Genomic DNA, 11,772 nt, shown 5'->3' on the forward strand with positions numbered 1-11,772 from the left:
CGTTCCAGTCGACCGAAGCCTTCTGCCCCAGCTGGACACGGCCCAGGTAGAATTCGTCGACGCCGGCCATCAGCTTGTTGCGGCCCGGGCTGTCGATCTGGCCGATGCGCTGCCCGCGGGACAGTGATTCACCGACCTGGAGATTGAACCCGGAGAGCTGCCCCGCGACCGGCGCGCGCAGCTTCAGCGCATCGAGATTGGCGCGCGCGATGGCGAGGCCGGATTGCATCGACGCCATCGAGGCGCGCTGCTGCGTCAGCTGGCTGGATTGCAGCCGTTCATCATTGGCCTGGCTGCGGCGGAGCGCGTCGAGCCGTTCCTGTTCATAGGCGAGCTGGGCGGTGGTATCATCAAACTGTTTCCCCGCGACGAAACCGCGCCCCGCCAACGGTGCCTCCCGCCGATATTGCAGGCTGGCCTTCCGGAGGGCGAGCCCGGCCTCCAGGATCGCGCGCGCGTTGGACAGTCGGGTCTGCGACAGCGCCAGTTCCTGCGAGCGCATATTGTTGATCTGCTGCTCCACTTCCGTCTGGCGGGCGAGGGTGGAAAGCTGGAGTTCGGCGTTGGACAGCTCGATGATGGGCTGGCCCTTGGCGAGCATGGCGCCGTCCTCGACCAGGATCCGTTCGACCCGGCCGCCCTCGATCGCGTCGAGATAGACGGTGAGGAGCGGGGTGACGCGCGCGCGCAGCGGGATGAAATCCTCGAACGTGCCATTGCGCACGGTGGAGATCGTCAGCCGATCGGTCGCGACCGTCTGCGCCCCCCCGCGCGGCGCATAGCTCCAGAAAAGCGCCAGGACCGCGAGCAGTCCGACGCCGGCGATCACCCAAGGCGCCCAGCGTGGCCACCGCCGCGCCGTCACGACCCGGTCCATGCCGCTGCCGCTGACGGCGCCGTCGGGGGTGCCCGCGTCGGTGTGCAGGAGCTTCACCGTCATTGCGGCAACACCAGCCGGGTTGCGACCTGTCCGATTTCGAACAGCAGTGTCCGGTTCCGGACGGGCAGGACGGCGGTGCCGACCGAGATCCGGACCCGCGCTACCTGAAGGCTCAGATGCCAGCCGGACGATGGCAGCGGCGCGTGCCACCGCGAAAACGCCCAGCAGGCGAGTGCTGTGAGCACCAGCAGCAGGATAGTGCTCCGGGGGGTGTGCTCCACGTCGGTCCTCATGGCATCGGATTGCATGGCCACGCCGTTGCACCGAGCGTGCCAGATGATGCCCGACAATTTCCGGATAGGGCCCCGGTGCTGGCACGATAATTGATTGTCCGGTTCCGCACACAGGTTGTACGGATTCGATCGGATGCAGACGGTGGCAGAGTATGACCTGGCGGTCGTCGTGGATGACGACGACGATATCCTGGTGGCCGCGCGGCTGTTGCTGCGCGGACTGTTCCGGGAGGTCGTGACGCTGTCGCGTCCCGAGGAGGCGGTCGCGCTGGCGGCCAGCCGCAGCCCGGACGTCATGCTGCTGGATGCCAATTTCGCGCGGGGCGCGACGGATGCGTCAGAGGGCCTGGCGCTGTTGCAGCAGGTGTTGGCGGCGGACCCGCAGCTGATCGTGGTGATGATCACCGCGCATGCCGGCGTGATGGTGGCGGTCGAGGCGATGAAGCGGGGCGCGACCGATTTCGTGTCGAAGCCGTGGAAGAACGACCGGCTGCTGAGCACCGTCCGCACCGCAGCCGCGCTCAGCCGGTCGCGGCGGCAGGCGGCGGCCACGCATCCCGCGCCGGCGGGCGGCACCGGCATCGCGGCGGGCGAGACGCCGCTGATCGGGAACGCCCCGGCGATGGCACGGGTTCATTCGCTGATCGCGCGGGCGGCGCCGACCGACGCGAACGTCCTGGTGCTGGGCGAGAACGGGACCGGCAAGGAGCTGGTTGCGCGCGACCTGCACCGCCAGTCGCTGCGCGCCGACAGGCCGATGATCACGGTCGACCTGGGCGCGATCGCGACCGAGCTGATCGATTCCGAGCTGTTCGGGCATGTGAAAGGCGCATTTACCGATGCGCGGACGGATCGCATCGGGCGTATCCAGGCGGCGGACGGCGGGACGCTGTTCCTGGACGAAATCGGCAACCTGCCGCTGGCGCTGCAGCCAAAATTGCTGACCGCGCTGGAGCAGCGGGTGGTGACCCCGGTCGGCGCCAATCGTCCGGTGCCGGTCGATATCCGCGTGATTGCGGCGACCAACATGACGCCTGACATGCTGCGCGATCCACGGTATTTCCGGCAGGACCTGCTGTTCCGGCTGAATACGGTGGAGATCGAGCTTCCCGCGCTGCGCGAGCGGCGGGAGGATATCCCGGCGCTGATCGAGCATTATCTGGCGCTGTATGCCCGCCGCTACGCGTGCGCGGCGCCGGTGGTGACGCCCGCGGCGCTGGCGGCGCTGGTCGCGCATGACTGGGCCGGCAATGTCCGCGCGCTGCGCCACGCGATCGAGCGGGCGGTGATCCTGGCGGGGGGTGCGCCGTTGGTGCCGGAGGATTTTCCGCTGGGACCGGTGACCCGCCACATCGCGCCGGAGGCGGTCGTCACGCGCGGGGCGGAGGACCTGAACCTGGACCGGGTGGAGCGCCGGCTGGTCGAGGAGGCGCTGCGCAAGCATGGCTACAACATTTCCGCCGCGGCGGGAGAATTGGGACTGTCCCGCGCCGCGCTGTACCGCCGGATGGAGAAGCATGGGCTCTGACCGGCGCTTTATCTGGGGGCTGGCCGGATGGGTGGTGGCGCTTGCCGTGGCGCTGGTCGCACTGACGCTGGCGATCGGTGTCGGCCGCATGGGTGCGGTGACGCTGCTGACCGGGCTGGGCGTGATCGGCGCGCTGATCGGGCTGGTCCGGCATGTCGAGCGGACCAACGTCATGTTGGCGCGTTTTGTGGAGGCGCTGCGGCACGGCGATTTCGCGATGCGGTTCGACGCGCGTGGCGGCAGCGGATTCGCGGCGTTGGGGGACGCGCTGAGCGCCGCGATGCGCGATCTGCAGAGCGAGCGGGTCCGGATCACGGAGGAGGTCCGCTTCTGGGAGGCGATGATCGACGACCTGCCGGTTCCGCTGCTGACCATCGATGCGCGAAGCCGGGTGGAGCGCGTCAACAAGGCGGCACGCCAGCTGTTCGACCGGCATGACGGCGCGGATGTCGCGGCATTCGGCGTCTATGGCGACGCGCTGCGCGCCTGTCTGTCGCGGCCGGCTGCGTCCGCGCCGGAGATCGTGCCGCTGCACCTGGCCGGGGGGACCCAGCGTGCGATCGTGCGGATCGGCGTGGTCGCGCGGTTGGGCCATCCGGTGCGGGTGCTGGCGATCCAGCCGGTTCAGGGCGCGCTGGATGCGGCGGAGGTGGGGACGCAGACCGATCTGGTCCGGGTGCTGACCCACGAGATCCTCAATTCGCTGACGCCGGTGACGTCGCTTGCGGGGACGACGGCGATGCTGCTGGCGGAGGCGACGCCCGATATCGCCGAAGCGCGGCTGGCGGTGATGACGCTGGCGCGGCGGGCGGAGGGGATGCGACGGTTCATCGACAGCTACCGCATGGTGGCGCGGTTGCCGGAGCCGCGGCAGCGGAGCTTCGCCGCGGCGCCGTTCGCAGCCGAACTGGAACGGCTGTTCCGCGTCGAGTGGACCGGGCACCGGCTGGATGTGGCGGTCGATCCGTCGCTGGTGATCGTGGCCGATCCCGATCTGCTGGCGCAGATGATGATCAACCTGTTGCGCAACGCGGCCCAGGCGACGCAGGCGCTGTCCGAGCCGCAGGTCCGCCTGCGGATGCGCGACGATCCCGTCGATGGCCCGATGATCGCGGTGGAGGATAATGGCCCGGGCGTACCCGCCGCGGCACGGCGTGACGTGTTCCTGCCGTTCTTCACCACGCGCGCGAGCGGGACGGGGATCGGGCTCAACATCGCGCGGCAGATCGCGGTGGCGCATGGCTGGCGGATCGAGATCGGCGACAGCGATCTGGGCGGCGCGGCGATGCGCCTGTTCCTGACGCGATCGTTCGCGGTGCGCACGGGATAGCCCGGCCGGGGTTACCGGCTTTCCGTGGCTGACCGGCCCGTCACCGCTTGCGCCAGGCGAGGGATCGCCGGTTCAGTGCCGCCAGGTCGACGTCACCCGCCAGCGCCGCCTGCGCCAGCGCGATCGCGCGGTCGAGCAGCGGGCGATCGGCATGGGCATAAGCCGGGCGCCCGGCGACATGATCGTACCAGACGCCACCGCAGGCATTGTCGAGCAGGATCCGCTGGAAGCAGTGATCCGCCCGGACCGGCCAGCCGCGCGCGGCGGCGACCATCGGCAACCGGATCCGCGTGAGATCCAGCCAGCGCGCCTCCGCCGCCCGTCGGTCGTCGCCATCATCGCTATCCATGCCAGGCAGAGGATCGGGCGGCGTCATGATCCCCTGTGCGGCAAAGCGCGGATTCGGCGCAAGCGAACGCGTTGTCTAATCCGCCATATCGGGTAAAGGAGCCGGGCAGGAGTATCCCGTGACGATATCAGCAGCGCACCCCGGTTCCGGCACGGTCGCCAAGACTCATTCGGTTCCGTTGGACCACAAGGTTCATCCCGCCGCGGCTATCGGCTTCCTGGCGGTATTGCTGTCCGGCCTCTGCTATGCCGGGTTCAGCATCATCCTGGATACGCAGCGGGTGGGCGAGCCGTTGGCGATCGGCGCCTTTCTGTTCCTGGCGCTCGCGCTGGTGATCGCGCTGGGGTTCGAGTTCGTGAACGGATTTCACGACACGGCCAATGCGGTCGCGACGGTGATCTATACCCATTCGCTGAAACCCGTGTTCGCGGTGCTGTGGTCGGGCGTGTGGAACTTCATCGGCGTGCTCGTGTCGACCGGTGCGGTCGCCTACAGCATCATCACGCTGTTGCCGGTCGACCTGATCCTGAACGTGGGCAGTGCCGGCGGCTATGCCATGATCTTCGCATTGCTGATCGCCGCGGTGGCATGGAATCTGGGCACCTGGTTCCTGGGGCTGCCCAATTCATCGAGCCACGCGCTGATCGGATCGGTGCTGGGGGTCGGAGTCGCCAACCAGTGGCTCAGCGTCGGGCAGGGCGCGAGTTCCGGCGTGGAATGGAGCCAGGCCGAAAATGTGCTGCTGGCGCTGCTGGTCAGCCCGGTGATGGGCTTTGTCGGGGCCATGCTGCTGCTGTGGGCGATGAAGCGCGTGTTGCCGGACCGCCGGCTGTATGAAGAGCCGCAGGGGATGCAGCCGCCGCCGTTCCACATCCGCGCCCTGCTGGTCTTCACCTGCACCGCGGTGTCGTTCGCGCATGGCAGCAATGACGGGCAGAAGGGCATGGGGCTGATCATGCTGATCCTGATCGGCGTCGCGCCGACCGCCTATGCGCTGAACCGCACGATGCCCGACAGTTCGACGCCGGCGTTCATCCAGACGGCATCGAGCGCGCAGGCGGTGTTCCACGACAAGGCCGCGGGCCGGAGCGTGGACCCGCGGCAGGCCCATATCGTGTTGCAGCAGGCGCTGCGGACGCACCGGCCCGACCGGCCCGAAGTCTATGCCGCGCTGGATACGGTGTCCGGCCAGATCGTCGGCGATCTCCGCAGCTTCGGATCGCTGCGCCAGGTGCCGGCGGCGCAGACCAAGAATGTGCGCAACGACATGTATCTGGTCTATGACACGCTGCGGTTGCTGACCGAGGACAAGATGGCGGCGGCGGCGATGTTCCCGCGCGGCGGCGACGCGGCGCTGACCGGGTATCAGCACCTGCTGGAAAAAGGGACGCGCTACATCCCGACCTGGGTCAAGATCGCGGTCGCGCTGGCGCTGGGGCTGGGCACGATGATCGGGTGGAAGCGGATCGTGGTGACGGTGGGCGAGAAGATCGGCAAGGCGCATCTGACCTATGGCATGGGTGCCGCCGCCGAACTGATCGCCGCCAGCACCATCCTGCTGGCGCAGGTGAAGGGCATGCCGGTGTCGACGACGCATATCCTGTCGAGCGGCGTGGCGGGCACGATGGTCGCCGACGGCGCCGGCCTGCAGAAAAGTACCATCCGCAACATCGCGCTCGCGTGGATCCTGACACTGCCCGCCGCCATGCTGCTGTCGGGATTGCTGTACATGCTGTTCCTGACGATCGTGCGCGCCTTCGGTGGTGCCTGACGTTTCCGGGTCGCGCGCGACGCGTTGCGGGCGATGAGGCCCACGCCACAGCGTTAGCGAGATCGTAACCTAATCGGGCTAGACGGGGGCATCGGGTGCTTTCCCCCTTGGCACCTGCCGAACTCCTAGCGCCGGCCGATCCCCTCGGCCGGCCTTTTTTTGCCCGTCGCCACCGCGTCCGCGCTGGTCCGCGCGCCGACATCGGATCGACCATGCCGCACGCGGGATCGGGTGATCGACCGGCGCGTTGATGTCGCGACACGCAGGAGATCGATGACATGCGATATTGGGGACCGATGGCGCTGGCGGCGGTGACGGTGACGGCGGTGACGGGCGGTGCGGCGGCGGCACCGCGCGCGCCGAACTGGAACCGGGGCACGCCGATCACGATCACGGTGACCAACGACCGCTTCACACCGTCGACGGTGACCCTGCGGCGCGGGCAGCATTATATCCTGCGCATCCGCAACCTTTCCAATCGCAAGCATAATTTCTCGTCACCGGACTTCTTCGCGCTGGCCCGTGTCGCGCCGCGCGACTCCGGCTGGGTAACGGATAACAAGGTCGATCTGGCCGCGCGATAGACCGCGACGCTGCACATCGTGGCGCCGGACACGCCGCGTGCGGTCTATCGGTTCCGCAGTACGAACCTGCTGGATGCGACCGAGAAGCTGCGCGGCGAGATCCTGGTCCGGTAGGCGGACGGCCGGTGCCGGTTCATACGAAAGACCGGGAGGGCGGATAGCGTCGATCGGGTTATGACGGCGGGCCCGGCGACTGCCACGGGCGTGTGACCGAAGGGACAGTGCCATGTTCGCGTTCGACCCCGATTACCGCCCCCGCCTGACCGATCTGCGGCCGATCGTCACGGCGCCGGCGCGGTTGCTGGCGGAGGCGGCGGAGCGGCTGACCCCGGCGGACGCATTTCAGGGGCGGCGGGGTTATGACCCCGCGTTCCTCGCCCCATTCGACGTGGCATTGCCGGTCCCCGGTGCCGCACTGGCCGGCGATATCCTGCCGGTGACGGGCGATCCGGACGGGCAGCTGGACTATATGCATTTCTCGGTGGTGATGTCCCGGTCGCGGCGGCTGGCGGTATTCACGGCGGTCAATATCGACGGGGCGAATGCGGTATCGGTGCCGCGCGGCGGCGACCCATGGGCGCTGGACGCGCGGATCCCGGCCGATGCCCAGATTGGCGATGCGCTGTACAGCGACAATGATTTCGATCGCGGCCATCTGGTGCGGCGGGAGGATCCGAACTGGGGCAGCGAGGCCGCGACCGCCAACCGCGACACGTTCCATTTCACCAATTGCGCGCCGCAACTGTCCGCATTCAACCAGGAGACCTGGTTGTCGCTGGAAGATTTCATCCTGAGTAACACGAAGCGCTGGAAGGAGCGGGCGATGGTGTTCACCGGACCGATCTTCGCCGAAAGCGATCCGGAATATCGCGGGGTCCGCATACCGTTGGCCTATTGGAAAGTGGTGGCGTTCCTGGATGATGCCGGCAAGCCATCGGCCAGCGGCTATACGATCGAACAGGACGTCGACGTGGGCGGCATGTCGCTGATCTTCGGGCCGTTCAAGACCTATCAACGATCGCTGCTGTCGATCGCGCAGCAGACCGGGCTGCGGTTTGGCGGGATCGACCGGTATGACGGCTTTTCCAACGAGGCGCGCGCGACCGGTGCGGAGATCCGCCGGGTCATCAAAACGTCGTCAGACCTACGTCTTTGATCCATTGCTATTTTTCACTATCCTACAGAGAACAAAGTGTGAACAATGGCCGCATCATGACGAGGTTGGAGTCGGCCGGTGATGGAGATTGATGGTGCGATGTTGACGGGGATCGCCGCGCTCGTGACGAGTCTCGTCAACCTGGTGACGACGCTGCGGCGGCGGCGGGATGCGGTGCAGGATGTGCCGGTGCGGCGACCTGATCCACCGCTGCGCCCGAGGCGGAGACGGAGAGCAGCGCGATGATGCAGATGCGGCGAAGCGGGATGCTGGCGGTGACGGGTGCGGCGGCGTTGCTGGCCGGATGCGCGGCGAACCGCATCCGCCTGGACACCGCGCGGACCGTGACGGCGACCAGCACCGCCGCGACGACGGCGGCGCGCAGCTATTTCGCCGATGTCGAGGCGCGACGGATGCAGGCGGCCGCCGCGATCGTGGCGAGCGATCCGAGCTGCGTTCCGGCATCGCCGCTGCTGATCCAGGTGCCGGATGCCGTGGGTGACACGCCGCCGGCGCCGCTCTGCGTCGGGCCGGCGGGTCCGGCGCCGGGTTATACGGCGTACCCGATCGACATCGGGCAAAGCCCGCGCGCGATCATCGAACCGCGGATCGAGACACTGACGGCGATCGCCGATTATACTGCGGCGCTGGCCGAGATCGTGGACGAACCAGCAAGCGACGTGTCCACGCAGGTGACCGCCTTTGCGGATCAGATCGACCGGATCGGGCGGTTCGCCGATTTCGTGGGTGGCCGCGATCTGCCCAGTGGCGGGGCGGTGCTGGCGACCGAACAGGGGCAGAGCCTGACCGCGCTGATCGTGTTCGCCGCCGAACTGGCGCGTGAGGCGCGCGACGCGAGGCGGGTGCGCGCGATCGTGCTGGCGCGCGGCGATGTCGTCGATCGTGCGCTGGCCAGCCTGAAGACTCAGGTGACGGTGTGGGGCAGGGGGCGTGCGGCGGGTGCCGACGACCTGTTCGGAAATGCGCTGTTCCGCAGCTATATGCGCGACCGGGCAACGCTGACCACGGAGCAGCGCGAGGTGCTGGCGGCGCGGATCTTTGCGGCGCGCACGGCATCGCGGGAGGCCGGTGCGCGGGCGCAGACGGTGGGCGATGCGATCGATCTGGCGCAGCGTGCGCAGGCCGGATTGCGCGACGCGCTGGCCGGGCGGCTGACGGCGGCGCAGCGCCGCGCGGCAGCCCGGATGAACATCGATCGCCTGACCAAGGCGCTCGGTCTGATCGCCGGCCTGGCGACGCCGGTTTGAGGAGCAGCCGATGACCACATCCACCGAGGCCGTGGCCGCGATCGACGCGCTGGCCGACCAGTTGCAGGGTCATGTCGAGGATGGGCGGTTCGTGCCGCGCTTCTTCGAACGCCTGTCGGGATGGCGGCTTGCGCTGGCCGGCGCGCGCGACCGGTTCGCCGCGCGGGAAGCGGCGGAGACGGAGGCGCAGCCCGGATACCTGATGATCGCCGAGCAGGCACAGGCGGCGATGGCGCGCGGTGCGTCGCTGACGCCCGGCGATGCGGCGGTGGCGGTTTATGGCGCGGCGATCGCGCGGGTGATCGCCGCGATCGACCGGCCCATGGTGCAGGGTGGCCCGGCCACGCTGCGCGGTACGCTGCGCCTGCGACCCGCGGCTACGGCGTCGACGCGGGCGACGATCCTGCCGCAGCGGGGCGTGCCGGTTGCGGAGCCCTATTATACCAGCCTGATGAAGCTGTTTCCGATCGAAGCGGTGACGCTGTACCCGCTGGCGATCAGCATCGCGGGTGATGCGCGGCCGCTGCGCCTGCTGCTGATCGCGGTGATCGCGCTGTTCGTGATCGTGCTGCGCTGGTTCGGAACGCAGGAGGCGCGGGGCGGCGATGCCGATCGCGGCGCGATCATCGTCTCGGTGGTGTCGTTCCTGCTCTACGCCGCGTCGCTGGGCGGGTTCGGATATCTGCCGGGCGGGGCCGACCAGACGACGCAGTTGCTGGCCTTCATCACCATCATGTGGGTCGCGCTGGTGCCCGCCATGCTGCGTCGGCGGTCCCGCCCCTGATCGCGCCCGAGAATCTTTCGTGAGGAGTCGTTCGATGTGCTTTCGTCCCCGTCACAGCCTGCATTGCATCCTGCCGCCCTATATCCTGGCGCAGATCGCGGCGAATGGATCGCCCGAACTGCGCGAGCGGGCGTTGCGCAACCTGTTGATCGATCCCACGCTGCGGATCGTGCGGGCCAGCACGGCGGGGCCGGTGACCGGGCCGACCGCGCGGCGGCGCAGCGCCGCGGGCAACATCCTGACGCCAAGCCCGCTGCGCACGATCCGCGATGCCGGACAGGCGGAACGGGCGCCGGGCGCGGTGATCCGGCGGCGGGAGGGCGAGGCGCCGACCGGAGATGCCGCGATCGACGAGGCCTATGACGGGCTGGGCGCGACGTTCGACCTGTTCTGGACCGCGTATCAGCGCAATTCGATCGACGATGCCGGCCTGCCGCTGGATGCGACGGTGCATTATGGCGACGCCTATGACAACGCGTTCTGGGACGGCAGCCAGATGGTATTCGGTGACGGTGACGGCGAACTGTTCCAGCGGTTCACGATTGCGGTCGACATCATGGGACATGAACTGACCCACGGTGTGACCGAGCGGGAAGCGGGGCTGACCTATTACCGGCAGCCGGGGGCCTTGAACGAGAGTATTTCCGACGTGTTCGGATCGCTGGTCAAGCAGCGCGTGCTGGGGCAGACCGCGGACCAGGCCGACTGGCTGATCGGGGCGGGGCTGTTCACGCCGGCGGTGAAGGGCGTGGCGCTGCGATCGATGCGGGACCCGGGAACCGCCTACGACGATCCGGTGCTGGGCAAGGATCCGCAGCCGGGACATATGCGCGACTATGTCGAAACCAGCGAGGACAATGGCGGGGTGCATATCAATTCCGGCATTCCCAATCGCGCGTTCCAGCGAGCGGCGGTGGCGATCGGCGGCAAGGCGTGGGACGGCGCGGGCCGGATCTGGTATCATGCGCTGCTCGATCCGCAGACGACGGCGAATACGGACTTCGCCAGCTTTGCACGGATTTCGATCGACGTGGCCGGGCGATTGTTCGGCGCGGGCGGGACGGAGCAGGCGGCGGTGACCGCCGCGTGGACCGAGGTGGGAGTGATGTGATGCAGGCAGGCGAAACCGGCTCCACCGGCGTGGAGGGCGAAGCGCGGATCAGGATCGAGGGTGGCCTGGCGCATTTTCCCGGTCTTGCCCGCGACACCGCCGTGTCGTTTCGTGACCTGCCGCACGATACGGCGTGCGAACTGGTCCGGCTGGCCGACGATGCCGATTTTTTTCGGTGTGACGCGCCGGCGGCGGCGCAACACGCCGACCGCAGGCTCTACACAGTGTGCCTGCGGATCGGCGACCGCGAACGCGAGGTTCGGGTCGCCGAACCGGTCGGTGATCCCGCGCTGGCGAAGCTGATCTCCGCCGTGCGGCAGGCGGCGAAGACCAGCGCAGGGTAAGGCTGCCCCGCGACGCCGATCAGTCGCCGTCCGGTTCCCGGCCGCGAAGCATGCCCGGCGTGACGAAGCCGATCGGCTGGAGCGCGGATGCCTGTTGCTTCAGGCGGCCGGACATCGCCTCATACTCCTGCTCGACCTCCGCCGTGACCGTCGCGCGCGAGTCGGCCAGCGCCTCCCGGAAATGCGCGGCGGTGACGTGGCCGGTGTCGATCGACTGCCGCAGCGCGATCAGGCCGGCACGGCGGACGACATCTTCCAGATCGGCACCGGTATAGCGCTCCGTCCGGTCGGCAATGCTGCCGAGGTCGACATCGGGCGCGAGCGGCATCCGCTCCGTCTGGATCCGCAGGATCCGTTCGCGACCGGCGCGATCG

At 68.5% G+C, this 11,772-nt stretch carries 12 protein-coding genes and 1 pseudogene; 9 read left to right on the plus strand and 4 right to left on the minus strand.

Annotation, left to right across the window (positions count from 1 at the left end; translation table 11 throughout):
• Together VF649_RS09035 and VF649_RS09040 are read right to left on the minus strand one after the other, a co-directional pair.
• On the minus strand, positions 1 to 940 hold a 940-nt coding region (locus VF649_RS09035), incomplete at its 3' end, for an HlyD family secretion protein (RefSeq protein ID WP_331011632.1).
• Positions 937 to 1,161, minus strand: coding sequence for a hypothetical protein (locus VF649_RS09040; RefSeq protein ID WP_331011633.1), 225 nt, complete (start codon positions 1,159 to 1,161; stop codon positions 937 to 939). The genes VF649_RS09035 and VF649_RS09040, both read right to left, overlap by 4 nt.
• A 145-nt stretch (positions 1,162 to 1,306) precedes the next feature.
• Here VF649_RS09040 and VF649_RS09045 point away from each other — a divergent pair, with 145 nt between their 5' ends.
• The gene (locus VF649_RS09045; RefSeq protein WP_331011634.1) at positions 1,307 to 2,701 is read left to right on the plus strand and encodes a sigma-54 dependent transcriptional regulator; all 1,395 of its coding nucleotides are present in this window, start codon (positions 1,307 to 1,309) and stop codon (positions 2,699 to 2,701) included.
• The gene (locus tag VF649_RS09050; RefSeq protein ID WP_331011635.1) at positions 2,691 to 4,031 is read left to right on the plus strand and encodes a sensor histidine kinase; all 1,341 of its coding nucleotides are present in this window, start codon (positions 2,691 to 2,693) and stop codon (positions 4,029 to 4,031) included. Before VF649_RS09045 ends, VF649_RS09050 begins: the two co-directional genes overlap by 11 nt.
• Before the next feature lie 40 nt (positions 4,032 to 4,071).
• On the opposite strand, the gene VF649_RS09055 is transcribed toward VF649_RS09050, so the two are convergent.
• Positions 4,072 to 4,380, minus strand: coding sequence for a GCN5-related N-acetyltransferase (locus tag VF649_RS09055; RefSeq protein ID WP_331011636.1), 309 nt, complete (start codon positions 4,378 to 4,380; stop codon positions 4,072 to 4,074).
• Positions 4,381 to 4,558: 178 nt separating this feature from the next.
• On the opposite strand from VF649_RS09055, the gene VF649_RS09060 reads away from it, so the two are divergent.
• The 7 genes from VF649_RS09060 to VF649_RS09090 all read left to right on the plus strand — a co-directional run bounded on the left by VF649_RS09060 (position 4,559) and on the right by VF649_RS09090 (position 11,398).
• Positions 4,559 to 6,151, plus strand: coding sequence for an inorganic phosphate transporter (locus VF649_RS09060; protein ID WP_331011643.1), 1,593 nt, complete (start codon positions 4,559 to 4,561; stop codon positions 6,149 to 6,151).
• 278 nt (positions 6,152 to 6,429) lie between these two features.
• Positions 6,430 to 6,735 (plus strand): cupredoxin domain-containing protein, encoded by a 306-nt coding sequence (locus VF649_RS09065; protein ID WP_331011637.1) that lies wholly within the window; start codon positions 6,430 to 6,432, stop codon positions 6,733 to 6,735.
• Positions 6,736 to 6,961: 226 nt separating this feature from the next.
• Positions 6,962 to 7,891, plus strand: coding sequence for a DNA/RNA non-specific endonuclease (locus VF649_RS09070; protein ID WP_331011638.1), 930 nt, complete (start codon positions 6,962 to 6,964; stop codon positions 7,889 to 7,891).
• A 245-nt stretch (positions 7,892 to 8,136) separates the two neighbouring features.
• On the plus strand, positions 8,137 to 9,159 hold the full coding sequence (locus tag VF649_RS09075; RefSeq protein WP_331011639.1) for a hypothetical protein: 1,023 nt from the start codon (positions 8,137 to 8,139) through the stop codon (positions 9,157 to 9,159).
• Positions 9,160 to 9,169: 10 nt separating this feature from the next.
• Entirely contained in the window at positions 9,170 to 9,943 is a 774-nt protein-coding gene (locus VF649_RS09080; protein ID WP_331011640.1) for a hypothetical protein, read from the plus strand.
• A gap of 34 nt (positions 9,944 to 9,977) precedes the next feature.
• Positions 9,978 to 11,054, plus strand: coding sequence for a M4 family metallopeptidase (locus tag VF649_RS09085; protein ID WP_331011641.1), 1,077 nt, complete (start codon positions 9,978 to 9,980; stop codon positions 11,052 to 11,054).
• Entirely contained in the window at positions 11,054 to 11,398 is a 345-nt protein-coding gene (locus VF649_RS09090; protein ID WP_331011642.1) for a protealysin inhibitor emfourin, read from the plus strand. The genes VF649_RS09085 and VF649_RS09090 overlap by 1 nt, the downstream gene beginning before the upstream one ends.
• Before the next feature lie 19 nt (positions 11,399 to 11,417).
• Here VF649_RS09090 and VF649_RS09095 read toward each other — a convergent pair.
• Positions 11,418 to 11,772: pseudogene (locus tag VF649_RS09095) on the minus strand (AAA family ATPase); the annotation flags it as partial.

The sequence above is a fragment of the Sphingomonas sp. genome (assembly GCF_036387535.1).
In the GTDB taxonomy this organism is placed as follows: domain Bacteria; phylum Pseudomonadota; class Alphaproteobacteria; order Sphingomonadales; family Sphingomonadaceae; genus Sphingomonas_R.